Origin of the sequence: Flavobacterium beibuense F44-8 (assembly GCF_000769915.1) — a bacterium.
Taxonomy (GTDB): domain Bacteria; phylum Bacteroidota; class Bacteroidia; order Flavobacteriales; family Flavobacteriaceae; genus Flavobacterium; species Flavobacterium beibuense.
Genome location: NZ_JRLV01000011.1, coordinates 61,046 through 79,215, shown reverse-complemented (window position 1 = coordinate 79,215; position 18,170 = coordinate 61,046). Strand labels below are relative to the sequence as shown.

At 38.3% G+C, this 18,170-nt stretch carries 15 protein-coding genes; 3 read left to right on the top strand and 12 right to left on the bottom strand.

The genetic code is table 11. The features are described from left to right. The first annotated feature begins 119 nt into the window (after positions 1-119). Complete coding sequence (locus Q763_RS11105; RefSeq protein ID WP_035134228.1) at positions 120-3,206, top strand: LodA/GoxA family CTQ-dependent oxidase; 3,087 nt, start codon at positions 120-122, stop codon at positions 3,204-3,206. After that, positions 3,206-4,312: an NAD(P)/FAD-dependent oxidoreductase gene (locus Q763_RS11100; RefSeq protein WP_035134226.1), complete on the top strand. Its 1,107-nt coding sequence runs from the start codon at positions 3,206-3,208 to the stop codon at positions 4,310-4,312. The genes Q763_RS11105 and Q763_RS11100 overlap by 1 nt, the downstream gene beginning before the upstream one ends. On the opposite strand, the gene Q763_RS11095 is transcribed toward Q763_RS11100, so the two are convergent. Genes Q763_RS11095 through Q763_RS11080 form a run of 4 tightly spaced genes read right to left on the bottom strand, consistent with a single transcriptional unit; the run spans position 4,309 to position 9,415 of the window. Next, on the bottom strand, positions 4,309-5,700 hold the full coding sequence (locus Q763_RS11095; RefSeq protein WP_035134224.1) for a TolC family protein: 1,392 nt from the start codon (positions 5,698-5,700) through the stop codon (positions 4,309-4,311). The two genes, Q763_RS11100 and Q763_RS11095, sit on opposite strands and share 4 nt — an antisense overlap. Positions 5,701-5,702: 2 nt before the next feature. Continuing rightward, entirely contained in the window at positions 5,703-7,070 is a 1,368-nt protein-coding gene (locus tag Q763_RS11090; protein ID WP_035134222.1) for an HlyD family secretion protein, read from the bottom strand. Beyond that, complete coding sequence (locus tag Q763_RS11085) at positions 7,063-8,736, bottom strand: peptidase domain-containing ABC transporter (RefSeq protein WP_035134220.1); 1,674 nt, start codon at positions 8,734-8,736, stop codon at positions 7,063-7,065. The genes Q763_RS11090 and Q763_RS11085 overlap by 8 nt, the downstream gene beginning before the upstream one ends. A gap of 7 nt (positions 8,737-8,743) precedes the next feature. Further along, positions 8,744-9,415, bottom strand: coding sequence for a TetR/AcrR family transcriptional regulator (locus Q763_RS11080; RefSeq protein ID WP_035134218.1), 672 nt, complete (start codon positions 9,413-9,415; stop codon positions 8,744-8,746). A gap of 227 nt (positions 9,416-9,642) precedes the next feature. Here Q763_RS11080 and Q763_RS11075 point away from each other — a divergent pair, with 227 nt between their 5' ends. Continuing rightward, on the top strand, positions 9,643-10,509 hold the full coding sequence (locus tag Q763_RS11075; protein WP_035134216.1) for a DUF808 family protein: 867 nt from the start codon (positions 9,643-9,645) through the stop codon (positions 10,507-10,509). 89 nt (positions 10,510-10,598) lie between these two features. Here the strand turns inward: Q763_RS11075 and Q763_RS11070 are convergent, their stop codons facing one another. The 8 genes from Q763_RS11070 to Q763_RS11035 form a co-directional block, all read right to left on the bottom strand. Beyond that, positions 10,599-11,597 (bottom strand): bifunctional 3-deoxy-7-phosphoheptulonate synthase/chorismate mutase, encoded by a 999-nt coding sequence (locus Q763_RS11070; protein WP_035134214.1) that lies wholly within the window; start codon positions 11,595-11,597, stop codon positions 10,599-10,601. Next, entirely contained in the window at positions 11,575-12,366 is a 792-nt protein-coding gene (gene trpA, locus Q763_RS11065) for a tryptophan synthase subunit alpha (protein ID WP_052123401.1), read from the bottom strand. The genes Q763_RS11070 and trpA overlap by 23 nt, the downstream gene beginning before the upstream one ends. Next, positions 12,350-13,549, bottom strand: a complete 1,200-nt coding sequence (gene trpB / locus Q763_RS11060; RefSeq protein ID WP_035134212.1) for a tryptophan synthase subunit beta — start codon at positions 13,547-13,549, stop codon at positions 12,350-12,352. The genes trpA and trpB overlap by 17 nt, the downstream gene beginning before the upstream one ends. Further along, positions 13,546-14,163, bottom strand: coding sequence for a phosphoribosylanthranilate isomerase (locus Q763_RS11055; RefSeq protein WP_035134210.1), 618 nt, complete (start codon positions 14,161-14,163; stop codon positions 13,546-13,548). The genes trpB and Q763_RS11055 overlap by 4 nt, the downstream gene beginning before the upstream one ends. After that, positions 14,153-14,971, bottom strand: coding sequence for an indole-3-glycerol phosphate synthase TrpC (trpC, locus tag Q763_RS11050; protein WP_035134208.1), 819 nt, complete (start codon positions 14,969-14,971; stop codon positions 14,153-14,155). Before trpC ends, Q763_RS11055 begins: the two co-directional genes overlap by 11 nt. A 1-nt stretch (position 14,972) precedes the next feature. Continuing rightward, positions 14,973-15,959: an anthranilate phosphoribosyltransferase gene (trpD, locus tag Q763_RS11045; protein ID WP_035134206.1), complete on the bottom strand. Its 987-nt coding sequence runs from the start codon at positions 15,957-15,959 to the stop codon at positions 14,973-14,975. A gap of 94 nt (positions 15,960-16,053) precedes the next feature. Beyond that, a complete protein-coding gene (locus tag Q763_RS11040; protein ID WP_035134205.1) occupies positions 16,054-16,623 on the bottom strand; it encodes an anthranilate synthase component II in 570 nt (189 codons plus the stop codon). Then, positions 16,598-18,034, bottom strand: coding sequence for an anthranilate synthase component I family protein (locus Q763_RS11035; RefSeq protein ID WP_052123399.1), 1,437 nt, complete (start codon positions 18,032-18,034; stop codon positions 16,598-16,600). Before Q763_RS11035 ends, Q763_RS11040 begins: the two co-directional genes overlap by 26 nt. Positions 18,035-18,170 lie beyond the last annotated feature (136 nt).

Genomic DNA, 18,170 nt, shown 5'->3' with positions numbered 1-18,170 from the left:
ATGATTAGCTTTCTTTCAATTGTAGTTTTTACGGGTAGCTTAATCAGGTAGTTTTACGTATAGTCAGGTTTATTTTTTGGAATACATTTGAGAACAAACCAATTTATAAATCACTGATTATGAAAAGTATTATTGAGAACAGGAGTGAGGATAATACATCCTGCGGATGCGAAAACCCTATAGAGGGGCTTAGGCACATGTTCTGTGACCTTGTACAGAAAAAGAGGGTAGAACAGGGGCAATGCCCTGTGCGCAGACCTGTATTTTTACGTACACACGGTATCATAAAAGGAAATATAACCATACAGGAAGATCTTCCGAAAGATTATAAACACGGAATGTTTAAAAAAGGAGGGGATTTTCCTGTATATGTACGTTATTCGTCTGACCTTGCCGATGGCAGACCCGACTGGCTAAGTACTATTGGAATAGGAATTAAGGTTTTCGGAATTCCGGGAGAGAAAAAGGTAAGCGATGACGAAGCAGATACAGCGGATTTGCTACTACAAAATGTACCTTTCTTTTTTGTGGATAACGCTTCTGATATGTGTAATTTCACAAAAGCCAGTCTTGAAGGCTGGGGTGACGATTGGGTACAGCAACATGCTCCAAAAACCAACGAGTTATTGGATAAAATGGCAAAACCGATACATTCGGTACTGGAGACACAGCTTTGGAGTGTGGTTCCGTTTATGCTTGGATCAGATAATTACTGTAAATACATACTGCGCCCGGGAACATCGACTTTTGCGGGAGAGGTAGATATAAACGACCCTGATTTTATGGGTAAAGATCTTGCTGCACGACTGGCAGCAGGACCTGTTACACTGGATATCCTTATCCAAAAAAGACCTGATGTAGCCCAATATGGTGAGGCTTATATAGAACAGCATTTTCCATTAGACAGGGCTACTGTAGTTTGGGACGAAACGGTTGCCGTACCTCTAAAAGTGGCTACTATACACCTGCCGCAACAGGATATTACTATTGATGAACAGGAAATTTATGGCGACTGGTTGTCGTTTAACATTGGTCGTGTTCCGTTAGAGAATCAGCCGGTAGGTAGTGTTGCCGAAGCCAGGATGAGCGTATATCAAACCAGTGCTAATTACCGCAGGGAAATGAACAAACAGCCTGTAACCGAGCCTAAAAAACCGGGTAAGCCTGTTATTAAAAATCCTAAATGTCCGTTTTCGGGGCATAGCCCGTCAGACAAGGAAAACCCAAAAGAATTGACTGATGACCAGATAAAAAGAATAACCCATGTAAGGATACACCCTGGTATTGGTATTGCCCGTGTAGGTGATAGTCCTGACGGATATTATATTGGTCCGGAAGTATTTAAACCTGAACCTACAAAATTTGGAAGTACCAGGGATGCCGGAGGTGCTATTAAGCGACAGGCAGCCCGTTTCCGTATATATGCTTACGATAAGTATGGCAATGTGGTGGGCGAAGTACAGCAAACCAAGAAATCAAGTGTTCAATGGTCAGTACATCTTGCTAATAAAAAAGCAGCCTGGTATCAGTTTAATGCAGCGCTTGATATACCTGCAACCGTAAGCCTTAGTGTACCTTTACGAAATGCAGATGTTAAAGGAGACGATAGGAGTGCTCTTTGTGTTGATACCGGTAAAAAATCTATTATGGGTATTGAGATGAAAGATTCCAGCTATGTAATGTCGGGTGAATTTGAAGGAACACCGGTTACTTTAGGGGAATTAAGGACAGACGCTGTAGGGCGCCTGTTGGTTTTACCGGGCTTTGGGGTTTCTGCAAGTCCGTCTAACCAACCTGTATATAGACCTGCTGATCCGGATAGTTTTAATAATGCTAACGGATGGTATGATGATATTGCTGACGGGCCTGTTTATGCGAAAGTAACCATAGGAGGCGTTGATTATGACGCCGATCCGGCTTGGGTAGCTTCGGCGCCGCCTAACTTTGCACCTGATTTAGTAGGGTGGAGAACTATGGACGATTTGCTGCAAAACCTGTATATGGAAGTAGGTATGCTAAAAGTGCCTCAGCAAATATCATTTAATGATCATGTGAGGCCTATACTGGAACGCCTTAGCGAACTGCAATGGGTAAATAAAGGATTCCTTTCTATGTTTGGTGCGGGAGGCCCTCTAAACTTTAAGGATACTGAGTTTATGAAAAAGCTGTCTTACGCTCCTTTAGATAACTCTATGTATCCTGATCCTTATGCAGAACTGCGCAGAGGTATATACAACAGCTTCAGGCCTACGAATACTAAGATAGCCGAGGTAGCTGCATGGCCGCCTATTTATGGCGATGCGTTTGGATATACCAATCCTAATCCTAATGTGCCACCGGCTCCGTCTACTTATCTACAGCTTCCGCCATTTTATACCTATGTGCTTACCAACTGGGTAAACGGACTGTTTATTAATGATTATAATCCTGACGATAAAGAACCTCATAAAATTGAAGATGTAGACCTGCAAAAACAACCTGAAATGCTGGACAGAACAGCAATGCATTATTGCCTTGCTGATGCTTTCCACCCGGGAGCAGAGCTTACATGGCCTATGCGAAATGCTTCTATGTACAGGGCACCTTACAGAATCAGGGAGCGTGAGGAAGGCTTAGCAGAACCTAATTATGGTGCTACGCTGGATAATAATTCGGTAATGAAAGTTAACGGACCTTTATACGGTCAGGCTGCCGGTGATCTAACCCGCTGGATGGCACTGCCATGGCAGGGAGATACAGCCTTCTGTCGTTCGGGATACGATTTTGAGTACGATCCGTATTTACCAACATTCTGGCCTGCAAGGGTGCCAAATCAGGTTTTAACCGAAGTGGACTACAATACCCTTTGTGATACAAAACAGCCAATGGAAATTCGTATTGCTGCTTTCCAAAACAGACCACAATGGTTAAGGCAGTTACCGTTACAAAATCCGGCTCCCGAACAAATGATGTATATGATTGCGCATTTTGGCAGTATGGGGATACTGGAAGCAAAGCCAAGACCTGAAGATATGGACTGGTTACCGGAAAATATATACGTGGAGAACCTTACCAAAGCACAGCAGGCTAATCTTAAATCAGACCACAGCATGTATGAAAAAGCCTTTAGTGAGCTTGGATTATACAACCGCCAATTGGCTGAAGCAGGCTGGATAAGTGAAGAACAACGTAATGAATTTGTAAACATAAAACGCAGAGGTAACTAATGAGTACCAATGTTTTTGAAATAATTGTAGCAGGTGGCGGCCCTTCGGGCTGTGCCGCTGCAATTGTATTAAAGCAGGCAGGACTTAATGTTTGCCTTATAAACAAAGAATATAATATGCCCTATAAGGCAGGGGAATCCATCCCCGGGGCTACCATGCGCCTTTTAAAACGATTAGGCATAGATACTATTACTGACCTGCTTGATGATACCGAATATAAACGTTGCAGTGCTAATGTTTCATCGTGGGGTAGCGATGACTGGGTATACAGTAGTGGTATGTTAAATCCTGAAGGGGCTGGTTTCCATGTAGACAGGGTAATGTTTGATAAGGCATTATTAATGAAAGCTAAAGCTTTAGGTATACCGGTATATTCTGCTATCATTGATGATGTTGTTTTGAATAATGTCAGTGGTGTAATATTTAAAGTAAGTTTAAGGGAAGGGGAGATACAGGAAGTTTCTGCCAACTGGCTTATAGATGCTACAGGTCGTAAAGCTGTTATAGGGAAAAAACTGGGTTATAAACGGACTAAGGTAGATAACCAGATGGCGGTAGTTAATTGGGTGTCTGTCCCTAAGCAGGATAATGACAGTAGTACCCGAATAAAATCAGTGCAGGAAGGCTGGTGGTATACTTCACTTTTACCGGGAGGGAAAAGAGTTATAAGTTTTCAGGGGCTTTCAGATGATATAGGTACGCTATATAAAAATCCTGAGCTGTTACTGCAAAAATTTAATAGTGAAGCTATATTGCCATATAAGCTGACTACAAAATCATTGCTTCACAGTAATGCAGTGGAAGCAGGTGTTTCCAAGCCCGAATCGGTTATTTATAACGGAGTTTTATGTGTAGGCGATGCTGCCTTATCCTTTGATCCGCTTTCTTCACAAGGAATATTTTTTGCGCTGTATAGCGGTATAAAAGCTGCCGAGTCTGTTATTGGTTGTTTGGATACTCCTTTACAAAAAGATAGTATCCTTAATCATTATCAGCAGCTCATAGACCGCGTGTTTATGGAAAACCAAAAGTCCAGAAAGTACTTCTACTCAACAGAGATGAGGTACTTTAATAAACCCTATTGGAAAGCCAGACGTGTTTTTTAGTTGTCAGAATTAGCCATAATTCTATAAAGTCCTACATTACTCATTAATAAACTGTTTTCCATGTTTATTTGCTGTATTCTGGCCGATATAAGGTTAGTTTCGCGTGAATTGATAATGAAGATGGAACTTTCCCCGAAGGAGAAAAGCCGGTCTTCGGCATTAAGCATAGTTTGATAATCCTGTACCAGTCCGTTTAGTAAATCAGACTGTTTTTTAAGGGATTGTATTTCGGTTAGCTGTGCATCAATTTTGTTTTTAATTTGAAGCTGTTCCTGCTGTAGCTCTAATTTTGTATCCTGTAATTTGATTTTAGCCATATTAAGCGCACCTCTTTCTTTCCTTAAAAATATAGGGAAAGAGAAATTAATCCCAATTTTATAATCATCCGTACGGAAATTATCAATATAGGAAGGCTCTGAAAGATAATAATACCCTAAATCAATTTTAGGAAGCAGGTAGTTTGCCTTGAGTTTTCTCTCAATATCAAGCATTTCAACTTTAGTTTCCAGCATTTTAAGTTTAGGATGTGCTGAAATTATAGCCTCAGTATCATTAATTCCTCCGGTATTCAGTATATCTTCAATTTCTGTAAGAAGCCCCACTTCAGGTTTTAAATCTTCCGATGGCTCTACAGGAGTCTCATTTATCCATAAATAATTAGCCAGTTCCAGCCTTGCCTTATTTAGTTTAAGTATGGAGTTTTCCAGACTCAGCTTTCGGTTCTTAACCGAAATACCTGTCTCCACACTATCTATAGCCGGTTTATCTCCCTGTTCAATAAGTCTTAACACTCCTGTGTAACGTTCTTCTGCAGCGGTTAGGTATTCTTTATACATTACCATTTCGTTGTAATGTTTAAGCCATGAGAAATAAGCTGCCGACGCATCATACAAAACATCAAGAGCAGCAAGCCTTTGCTGTGACTTACTAAGGTTTATCTGTAACTTGGCTTTTCTTAAATCGGCCATACGCTTATTGATAAAAAGTCCCTGTCCAACAGGTACAGTAATACCGAGTGATGTTAGTCCCTGATTAGGAGTAGTATTTTGCGGATTAAGATAATAGCCTTCACTATTGTCAAAAGCAGCTTTTATTTCAATACCATACCATGTAGGGATTTTAAAACTACTGTTTAGTAAAGAATAATATTCGGTATCCTTAAATTGTTTTTTATCAAAATCAACTTCAATTTTAGGGTCAAACCCACCACGAGCCTGCATTAATTGTGCTTCGGCTCTGTCTATTTCAAGGTTAGCACGACTAACCAAAGGGTGGAATTTTTTTACATACCCCAGGTATTCCCTGTAGCTTAGTGTTTCCTCATTAAATTCCTGTGGAAAAACACAAACCGGGATTAAAATTAGTATTATATAGAATAAATGCCTCATTCCTATTTCTTTTCGTTATCCTTTGCTGTTGTGGCTTTATCTGTATTTTTTGCAGTATAATAGTTAGGAGGGAATCCGTTAAGGTTTCGCCATACTTCATACCATACGGGTACATTATCAAGCAATGCGATGGTTTGTGCTCCTGCACCTATACTCAACTGTTCCGGCCAAGCCTGTTCATCGGCATCGGGAGATACAAGTACCCTGTATTTTCCGTTAGGGCTAATAAAGTTTTCTATGGCAACTACGCGTCCGCCAAACGTACCGTATGAAATACCCGGCCATCCTGAAAATACAATTGTAGGCCAACCGTCAAACCATACCCTTATTTTAGAACCTTTTTTAATTAACGGAAGGTCAATAGGATCTACAAATGTTTCTACAGCAATATCATAACCTGCCGGCATGATACTCACAACAGAAGTCCCTTCTTTAATCGTTTCTCCAATACCGCTAAGTAAGGCTTTGTTTATATAGCCGTCCTGTGGTGCTTTTATGTAATACAATCCGTTACGGATGCTGTAGTTAACATACTGGTTTTCCAGTTTTGTAACCTGAGCATCGGTATCATAAAGGCTGCTCATAGCAGTATATTTGTCGCTGTTTGCTTTTGCAATCTTTTCGGTATACTCAGCTTTAATACGGTTTATTTCAACACGTGAGTTGATAAGCTCGTTTCGCGAACCTAAAAGTTTGTTTTCCTGAGTTATGATTTTTGCCTGTGCTTCCTGTAATTTGAGACGTTTTTCCTCTACATCGGTTAACGGTTTCAGTCCGTCTTTATTTAGGGTAACAGCCCTGTCAAACTGGGTTTGTGCAATGGTTAACTGAGTGTTTACCGCTGCAAGGTCCATACTGTCGCTTTTTACTTTTAGCTGTGCCTGTTTTATTTTATTGCGTCCCTGTTCCAGTTTAAGGTTTAACTCGTTGTTTAGGGAGACTATTTGATTTTCCAGCGCCAGTACTTTTCCGTCATACGACTTACGAGCCATTTTTTTAGCATCTACCTGTTGCTTTGTATTTTCTACAAGGTTAGGGTCAAAGTAGTTTTCCTTAACTTCAGATATAAATACAATAGTGTCACCTTTCTTTACAAAATCACCTTCCTGTACATACCATTTTTCAACCCTTCCGGCAATAGCTGAATGAATGGTTTGCGGACGCTGATCGGGCTTTAATGTAGTAACCGAACCTGTACCTCTTATATTTTGCGTCCATGGTAAAAACAGGCCAATAAAACATAAAAGGCATACAAGTACTATTATCCTGTTCAGGATTTTATAATGAGGCCTGCTGTTAAGCACCTTAATGGTTTCATATCCGGTTGGGTTTTCTACACGTACCGGATTGTTGTTAGATATATTAAGCATTGCCGTTTATGTTTATGTCGTTAATCACTTGTCCGTTTTCCATTTCAATTTGCCTTTTACAGGCTTTTTTCCAGTATTCATCAACCGAAGAAATAACTATTGTCCATTTGTTTTCGGGGCTTATTAAAAAGTCGATTATTTTTTTAGCCGATTGCGGATCCATACTGATAGTAGGTTCTTCCAGGAAAAGAATTTTAGGACGCTTTACAATAGCTCTTGCAATCATTATTTTTTGAATAATTGATCGGGTTAATTGTCTGCCGTCAGCGTTAACAGGTGTATCCAGCCCCATAGGCAGCCTTTTTGTAGCAGTTGTTAAACCTACGGCATTAAGCGCCCATTTTACATCTTCACCATTTATATTAGGGTTGTTGAATGTTATATTTTCCAGTAATGTCCCTTCAAACGGAGTATCCTCCTGCATTACAACACCTATATGGCTTTTGTAACACTCACCCTCAGATCTTTTTACTATGTTATCATTAATGTACAATACACCAGAGCTTGGAGAAAGGAAACCCGATAGCAGTCTTACTAATGTTGTTTTACCTGAATTGTTAGCACCTGTTATGAATACCTTTTCTCCCTGATTTATTTTAATGTTTACCTTTTTAATAATGTCCTTATCATTATCAGGATACCTGTATGTCATATCCTCAGTCTCTAAGGTGTAGTCGGTTTCTACACAATCTATGTTAGTGTTTTTTGTACTTTTTTCAATTTCAAGATCGGTTACTACACCTATTTTCTCAACCGCTGTAAGTACATCATAAAGGGTTTCAAATCCTAAAATAAGTTTTTCTACAGAGTTGATAATTAAAAGTATAATAATCTCTGCAGCAACAAACTGACCAATATTCATTTGCTGGTTAAGTACAAGGAAACCTCCAACCGAAAGGAGTCCGGCGGTTATGAATACCTTATAAGCGATAAGTTGTGAAAACTGCCTTTTAATTACATTAAAGTGCTTTTCTCTAAAAGAAATGTAGTTGTTTACCAGTTTATCATTTTTATCAAGAGCATATTCAAAATTGTTTCTACGTGAAAAACTACTTTTGTTTCTTGCTATCTCCTGTAACCAGTAGGCAACCTTATATTTAAAGGTAGATTCTTTTAAACTGGTATTTAAACCATCCTGAAACGAAAACTTAAATATGATATAAAGTAATATAAGCAGCAGTACGCCAAATATTATAAAGAAGGAATGATAAAGCGATAACAGTACCAAACCAAGTCCAACCTGTAATATAGCGGTTGTAAAATCAAGCAATAGTTTTGATGTACCCTTTTGAATGGTTAGTGTATCAAAAAAACGATTGGCAACCTCGGGCGGATATTTATCATAAAGGGAATCAAAAGTAAGTTTGGGTAAGCGGTGTGCAAATTCAAAAGAAGACCTGATGAATATTTTTTGCTGAAGGTTCTCTGTTATTCTTAACTGCATTAGGGTAAGTATACCAACCAATGCTACACCCAGGGTTACAATAATAATAAGTACAATCCAGGAAACACTTATTTGTCCTCCCTGTATAAAATTAACTATGGCTTGTATACCAAGAGGTAATGACATACTTATTAGTCCTGAGAAAGCTGCATAGAAAACAATCTGGTATATATCTTTCTTATCCAGCTTTAAAAGGTTATAGAAGCGTTTTAATGGGGTCATATATTTTTTAGTTTAAAACTTTATTAATCAAATCAAGGTAAAAATCACTTGGTGAAATCTCATCACTACAGTTGGTGATGGATGTTAGGTGCTGTTTTAAAAAATGCTGATGCAATGCCCCTTCAACTATTGTACTGGCAAGAGAATCAGGGTAGGGGTAACTACTGTTCACTTCTTTAATTATACCTGCGATACGGTGTATTACCCTTTTATAAATTACAAAAAAACCATTTCTGTTCTCTTCATCAACTTCCTTGGTAAGTAAGGTTTTAGTAAAGTCAGATATAATTATTTGCTGTAAAAGGGCTTCATTAATATGTTCGGTAGATTCATCATCTTTAGTTTCTTCTGTAAATAATGCAATGGTTTTATTAAGGCGGTCTTTAGGGTCGGTTAAGTTAGCCGTTTCAAAAACAAGGCGGTATTCCATCCAGCTCCAGTACCATGAAGTAAGATAAACCAACAGTTTGTGTTTGTTTTCAAAATACCTGTATATCGAACTTTCGTTACTTTCAATACGCTGCCCCAGCTTTTTAAAGGTAAATGCCTCAAAGCCTATTTCCTTAATAAGGAGTATACTTTCATTTAATATTTTCTTTCCCAGTGCCGAGCTTTCAGGGTCTTTAAGATAAACATTTTCGTTTATCATAAGCTTTACATTGGATAGTACTATTCTCATTTTTGAAATATTTACATGCAAAAATAATAGTAATACTTTTAAAAATGAATTTTAAATTTAATTTTAACGTTTATTTAGTTGGTTTTGTAAAGGTTAAATTATTGAATTTGTTTTTAATAACATGATTTAAGTTACTCATTTTGATTTAAATTTCTTTACTGTAGTATTAAAATAATTAAGTAATGCACTACTAAATTTATATTTTTGCACCTCTTAAAAGATAAATTATGGCTTCAGGTATTTTTGCAGTTTTAGATGATATAGCTGCCCTTATGGATGATGTTGCTGTTGCAAGTAAAGTAGCGACAGAAAAAACGGCAGGTATATTAGGTGATGACCTTGCGGTTAATGCCGAGAAGGCTACAGGCTTTGTATCGTCTAGAGAGCTGCCTGTGCTTTGGGCTATAACTAAGGGATCGTTTATCAATAAACTGATAATAATTCCTATCGCTTTACTTTTAAATGCATTTTTCCCAATAGCCATTAAAGTAATTTTGATACTAGGCGGATTTTATCTTGCTTATGAAGGGGTAGAAAAAATAATAGAGTATTTTTTCCATCATTCAGATCATAAAGAAGCTGCCGAACTGAAAGAAGTTGCTCCTGTTGATATGGAGAAAAACAAAATTAAAGCAGCCATTACTACCGATTTTATTCTTTCTATAGAGATTGTGATAATTGCATTGGGTACTGTTTTAGACAAAAGCCTTACCATACAAATTGTAACAGTTACTATTGTAGCGTTTTTGGCAACAGTTGGTGTGTACGGACTTGTAGCTGTTATTGTAAGGATGGATGATACAGGTTATAAACTGATAAAATACTCTAAGGGAAGTAGTTTTTTTACAGCTATTGGTAAAACCTTAATTAAGCTTTTACCTTTAACCATCAGGTTTCTTGCTGTAATAGGTACTATTGCACTTGTTTTGGTTGCAGGAGGTATATTTGTTCATAATATAGATTACCTTCACCATATATACCCGGATTTGCCATCGATAGTGAAAGAAACAGCAGCAGGTTTGATTGCCGGTTTGGTGACTGTAGCACTTATTACCGGTATTAAGAAAGTAATATCACTTTTTAAAAAGAAATAATCATCCTTTTTAACTTTAAGGGTTAAACATAAAAAACATCTAAATCACTATGGTTTAGATGTTTTTTTATTTGGAACACCCTTAACCTGTTACAGTTTTTCTAAGACTTTAATTTTTTGTATTAAAGCTTCTGATTCCTGAAAATTAAGTGTTTGCTGTCCGTCAGACAGTGCTCTTTCCGGAGAAGGATGTACTTCATATATCACTCCGTCTGCTCCGGCAACAATAGCGGCAAGTGCAATACCCGGAACATAATCTCTTATCCCTACACCGTGAGAAGGATCGGCAAGTACAGGCAAATGCGTTTTATCCTTTAAAACCTGTATGGCGTTAATATCAAAGGTATTCCTATAGCTGGTTTCAAAGGTTCTTATACCTCTTTCACATAAAATAATATCTTCGTTACCGGCACTAAACACATATTCGGCAGAATACAACAACTCATCAATACTACCGCTAATTCCCCTTTTTATCATAACAGGCTTGTCACTTTCCCCAAGTGCATCCAGCAGGTTGTAGTTTTGGGAATTACGGGCACCCACCTGAAAAATGTCTATGTACGGATAGAGTTCCTCAATTTGTGAGGCCTGCATTACTTCGGTAATAATTTTAATACCCCTTTTTTTACAGGCGTTGTGAAATAGTTTCATTCCTTCAAGGCCTAATCCTCTAAAAGCATATGGAGAGCTTCGGGGTTTAAATACACCTCCACGCATTATTTTAATACCTTGTTGTGAAAGGTGTTCGGCAATACTTTCAGCCTGATCTTCGCTTTCAATAGAACAGGGACCTGCTATTATAGTTTTCTCTTTGCCACCAATATATACATCATCCCCTAAGTTTATTGATGTATAGTTGGTTTTCCATTTACGGGAAACCAGTTTGTATTGATCGGAAACACGATGTATATCTTTCACAACCGGTAAATGCCCCAGTTGCCTTATGTCTATTTCTTTGTTACCAATACATATAAGGTAATTTTCCCGCTGTGTTTTTACATGAGTAGATTTATACCCCAGTCCTGCTATGGTTTCAGTTAAGGAGAGTATATCTTTTGGTTCTGTATTATGTTCTAACTGCAGTATCATGGCTTACTGTTTTAATGAAATTTTTAATTTGTTGTTTGAGCTCTCCCTGTGCTATGGCATTAATAAATGCCGTACCTATAATTGTTCCGTCAGCATACTTACCTACCTGTTTTACATCTTCTTTGTTTTGAATACCAAAACCTACAACACAAGGATTGTTTAATTTCATGGAGCTGATTTTACTGAGATAGGCTTCACGTTTTTCTGAAAAATCAGTATGTCCTCCGGTTGTTGCTGATGATGATACCACATAGATAAAACCTCCCGAAACAGAGTCGATGTATCTTATTCGGATGTCAGAAGTCTGTGGGGTAATAAGCAGAATGTTTTTTAGGTTTAACCGTTTAAAATCAGCTTCATAATTCTCCTGATATTCCTCTATGGGCATATCGGGTAGTATGAGTCCGTCAATACCAATAGCAGCTATTTTTTCTAAGAAAGAGACAACTCCATATTGCAGCATAGGATTGTAATACCCCATAAGTAGTACAGGAATAGAGATATGTTTCCTTAGTGTAATTAATTGTTCCAGTAACAGTTCAATACACATTCCGTTTTGTATAGCTATTTTACTGCTGTTTTGTATAATGGGACCATCTGCCAACGGATCACTAAACGGGATGCCAATTTCAAGCATATCTACACCATTAGCTTCCAGTTCTTTTGCTATTGTAAGGGTGTCGTTCAGGTTGGGGTAACCTGCCGTAAAGTACACTGATAGTACGGTTCCCGACTTATATTTAAATAATGAATCAATTCTGTTTTCCATGAGGTAAGTGTTTTGTGTAAGTTTCTAAATCTTTATCGCCACGACCAGATAGGTTAATAACCACTACATCATCTTCCTTAAAAGAGATGTGGTTAAGGCAGGCAAGGGCATGAGCACTTTCCAGAGCAGGGATAATCCCTTCCAGTTTACACAGTTCATATCCTGCTGAGAGCGCATCGCTGTCGGTTATAGCAATTACTTTAACCCTGCCTGTTTCGGCTAAATGAGCATGCATAGGCCCCACACCGGGATAATCCAATCCGGCAGATATACTGTAAGGCTCAACTATTTGTCCGTCGCTGGTTTGCATCATCAGGGTTTTACTCCCATGAATGATTCCGGTAGTACCTATGGAGATGGAAGCAGCCGTATGATTAGTATCGATGCCTTTTCCTGCGGCTTCGGCAGCAATTAGTTTTACACTAGGTTCATCAATAAAATGATAAAAAGCCCCTGCAGCATTACTACCACCACCAATGCAGGCTATTACATAATCAGGATTTTCATTTCCTGTTTTTTCTTTTAGCTGTTGTTTTATTTCCTCACTTATTACCGACTGGAATTGAGCTACCATATCAGGGTAGGGATGCGGTCCCACTACCGATCCTATAATGTAATAAGTATCTTCCGGGTTATTTATCCAGTCCCTAATAGCTTCGTTTGTAGCGTCCTTAAGGGTTTTACTTCCGCTAAGGGCAGGACGGACTTCCGCGCCCAGTAGACGCATTTTCTCAACGTTAGGGGCCTGTCTTTTAATGTCTGTTTCTCCCATATACACAATACACGGAAGTCCCAGTAAAGCACATACCGTAGCGGTGGCAACACCATGCTGTCCTGCACCGGTTTCTGCAATAATGCGTTTTTTGTTAAGGTGCTTTGCCAGTAGTATTTGCCCTATAGTATTGTTTATTTTATGGGCACCGGTATGGTTAAGGTCCTCACGTTTCAGGTAGATTTGTGCACCATATTTTTGTGAGAGCCTATTGGAATAGTAAAGCGGACTTGGCCTGCCTACATAATCCCTTAACAGGGTTTTAAGTTCTTCTTTAAATTTATCGTCATTTAGTACCGTCTTATAATTTTGAAGAAGTTCCTCAACATTACTGTGCAGCAATTCGGGGATATAGGCACCGCCAAAATCGCCGTAAAAACCTTTGTCGTTTATATGATATTGTGTTTTCATACTCTGCTGAATAATTGTTTTAAAAGTGTTATATCCTTCATACCGTTTGGCTGTTCAAACCTGCTGTTTACATCTATACCTATGCATTTGGGATGAATAGGAGTTTCAATAAGTGCTGTGGCTGTTTTAAGGTCGAGTCCGCCACTTATTAAAAACGGAGTCTCTAAATCATATCCTTTAAGTAGGTTGTGGTCAAATGGTTTTCCGCTACCGCCATAATTTTCTGTGGACGTATCAAACAGAAATAAGTCGGTTACTCCCTCATATTCCTTACAGCTATTAAAATCAAACGAGCTGTTTATCCCAAAGGCCTTTATTACAGGGGCATACTTTTGGATTTTGTCACACATCTCTACCGATTCATCACCATGTAACTGAACGCTATCCAAATTGTATTTTTTAATAAGGTTGATAATGTTTTTTTCCGTTTCATTTACAAATACTCCCACTTTGGTTATATTTTTTGGGATTTTAGCCATCACTTTCTCATTAATAGTTGGTGCAGCATACCTTTTAGATTCTTTATAAAAAATGAATCCCATATAGTCAGGCTCCAAACCTGTTACCTGTGCTACGTTGGTCGGGTCTTTTAACCCACATACTTTAATTTTCATGACTTACAGTTTTAAGGTTTAAAGCATGTTGTACCTGAAGGATAAGTTCGTAGCAGGCTTTTTCGGGTTTGGCATGTTTCATAAACTGCTCTCCCATAAGGAAACCATGAAATCCGTTTTCTTTGAGTAGTAGTATATCATCGGCTGTTTTAATTCCGCTTTCAGATACTTTTACAACACTATTAGGTAGATGAACTGCAAGTTCTAACGAACGCTCAATATTAACCGTAAAGGTTTTTAAATCACGGTTGTTGATTCCTAAAACATCTGTTTCCGGTAAGTAATACTCCAGTTGGTTAAGGGTATGAGTTTCCAATAGTACCTCTAAACCAAGCTGATGGGCTAGGGTTGTAAATGCTTTACATTCTTCTTTAGTCAGAACATTTGCCAGTAGGAGTATGGCATCGGCACCTATAGATTTAGCCTCAATAATTTGGTACTCATCAACTATAAAATCTTTCCTTAAAATAGGGCAGTAATTAAACTTACGGGCGGTTGTCAAATCACTATTATTCCCACCAAAAAAAGTATTATCAGTAAGTATAGATAAAACACTGGCACCTGCCTGCATATAGCCAATAGATGTTCTCTCTACATCTACATAAGGGTTTATATTACCTTTTGACGGAGATTTACGTTTAATTTCGGCTATAATACCAACGCTGTCCTTACACTGTAAATAGTGCTTTAAGGATACTGTAGGGCTGTTAAAGTAGATACTGTTTTCCAGTAGTTTTATAGGAAAGAGACCTTTTCTCTCTGCAACCTCTTTCTTTTTATGTTCAATTATTTTATCTAAAATATCCATGTTAATTACTGTTTATAAGTTGTTTAAATGTGTGGTATGCTTTCCCGCTTTCTATAATTTCCCTGGCTTGGGCAATACTTGAAAGCCTGTCTTTCCCGGTAGCCGACTCAATCGCTATACCCGCATTTACTGCAATGGCATTGTTTTGTACAGATGTCCCTTCGCCTTTAATGATATTGATGAAAATATCGGCGGCGTCCTTTACACTATGCCCTCCAAATAATGCCTCTGGAGAAGCGGTAGGAATGGTAAGGTCGCGCATACTGATTTGCTCTTCACCTTTACGGCTAAACAGTTTAAAATCGCCCGTGGTAGAGATCTCATCATAACCGTCAATAGAGTGTACTATGGCATATTTGCATTCCTGTTGTTGTAGCAGGTAGTGGTAGTTACGGCCTATTTCGGCATGGTATACACCAATCATTCTGTTTTCAGGAAACGCCGGATTAATTAAAGGACCCAGCATGTTGAAAAAGGTTTTTATCCCCAGTTCTTTCCTTACCGCAGCAGCATGTTTAAGTGTAGGGTGAAACAAAGGGGCATGTAAAAAGCAGATGTTGTAGTTGTCCATTTGCTTTTTTAGCACATCAAGATCATTGGTGAATGAATACCCCAAATATTCCAATACATTTGACGAACCGCTTACAGATGAAACTCCGTAATTGCCGTGTTTTGCTACAGGTATCCCATAAGTAGCCACTATAAGTGCCGTAATGGTAGAGATGTTAAAAGTATTTTTACCATCGCCACCTGTACCGCAAACATCCATTACTTCCTGCTCAAAGGAGACAGGGATGCACAGTTGTAACAAGGCATTGCTAAATCCGTTAAGTTCCTCTGTTGTCATGCTTCTCATTAGGTATACGGTAATGAACGATGCAATTTGGCTGGGATTTACCTTCCCTGTAGCAATCTGCTCCAGTGCATTATAGGCTTCGTTGCTGCTAAGCGTTTGATATTGATATAGTTTTTCCAAATATGTTTTCATGTTATTTCATTTAAGTTTAGGCAATAGTTATCCTGGGTGAGTAAATCACCTTTATTTTTTTGGCTGAGCCAATTAGTTATATGGAAGGGTAGAGTTAGGCGCTAAGCCAGCTGTGAAGTATTTGTTTACCGTATTGAGACAGTACCGATTCAGGGTGGAACTGCACACCGCGAACATCAAGTGTTTTGTGCTTTATGGCCATAATATTCCCTTTGTCATCTGTAGCTGTGACTTCAAGAGTATCGGGTAAAAAGTTGTTATCTATGGTCCATGAGTGGTAACGTCCGGCTAAAAAGCTATTAGGGCAGTCGTTAAAAATAGTATCAGTATTAGTGATAGTAATGTTTGTAGCAATACCATGAAATACCTGTTCCTGATTTTTAAGTTTCCCCCCATAAGCCTCACCAATAGCCTGTAGCCCAAGGCAAACTCCAAAAATACTTTTGGTTTTACCGTAGGTTTTAATAATATCTGGCAGTAAACCTGCTTCACGGGGAATACCGGGACCGGGAGACAGAAGTATTTTATCAAAACGATTTATATCCTCAAGGGCAATTTTATCGTTTCGGTGTACTTCAAACTCCATATCACTTACCTGTTCTATAAGCTGAACAAGGTTGTAAGTGAAGCTGTCATAATTATCTAATATTAGCAACCGTTTCATCTTCTGTTTTATTAATCATTTTTAAATTATTGTTTGAATTGGCATTTTGGATAGCTTTCCTTAATGCATTTATCTTATTGTTTACTTCCTGTAGTTCGCTTTCTTCATTGGATGAATGTACTATACCTGCACCTGCCTGATAGTGCAGTATGTTGTTTTTACTTAAAAACGAACGGATAATAATAGCATGCTGGGTTTGATTATTAAAGTCGATGTACCCCACACTGCCACCGTAAAAACTACGCCCGGATGTTTCATACTCATGGATAAGCTGCATAGCCTTGTGTTTAGGAGCTCCGCTTAATGTACCGGCAGGGAAGGCATCTAGTAAGGCGTTATATGCCTGATGGTTTTCTCTCAGCTCTCCCGAAACTTCCGACACCATATGAATAACATGGGAGTAGGAGTGAAGCTCTTTGTAATAATTTACAGTAACACCGGTAGCATTTTTACTAAGATCATTACGGGCAAGATCTACAAGCATAACATGTTCGGCATTTTCTTTAGGATCGTTTTTTAGTCTTTCGGCAGCAAGTAAGTCTTCGGTTTCATCACCACTTCGCTTTACAGTTCCTGCTATAGGGTGTACTGTAAGCTTATTATCTTTTACAATGATTTGAGACTCGGGAGATGAACCAAACAGTTTAAAGCTACCGTAATCCAGGTAAAAAAGATATGGTGAAGGGTTTATACTACGCAAAGCCCTGTATACGTTAAACTCATCACCGTTAAAATGTTGGGTAAATTTTCTGGAAAGTACCATTTGAAAAACATCTCCGCGCAGGCAGTGTTTTTTTGCAGTACTAACCATGTCTTTGAAACTGTTGTCATCAATCTCGGTTTCTTCAGTGCCTATGGTATAAAAGTCGTATACGTTAGCAGGCTTGTTTACTATATGTGAGCTGATATTGTCAAGGTTACTTTCAGCTGTTTCCTGTTCTGTATGGTGGGAGAATATATAAAGTTCGTCATACTGATGATCAAAAACCAAAACATACTGATAAATAGCATAGAAAAGGGTAGGTATGCTTTCGCCCGATTTATTCAGTTTAATATCTTCGGCATATTGTATTGTGTCATATCCGGTATATCCAAACAGTCCGTTTGAGGTAAAAGGGAAATTGAATTTTTCAACAGAGAAAGACTTGATATAGTTAGAAATGAAGTCGGTAATACTTTGATTACTATCAACCTTTTCATTGTCTATATAAAAAGCTTTATCTTCAATTTGGATACTGGAAAGCGGATTAAGGCAAATGTAGGAATAACCGTGTTTTCTGTTTAGTATTTCTGAGTTTTCAAGCAGTAACGGTTTCTCAAAACTATCCCTTACCCTGAGGTATACCTGTATGGGAGTCAGCGTATCTGAAGAAATTTTTTTATAGCATGAATACATTTTTTTTGTGTTCATATCGTTAGATTTAGGAGTGAATTAAAAACAAAAAGCCCGCTGTTAGTGAACAGCGGGCCCGTGTATATTGGTATCCTTTGAGTGTATATAATAACTTAGCTGTTCACAATATTTATTGTAAACCACCACCAGTTAT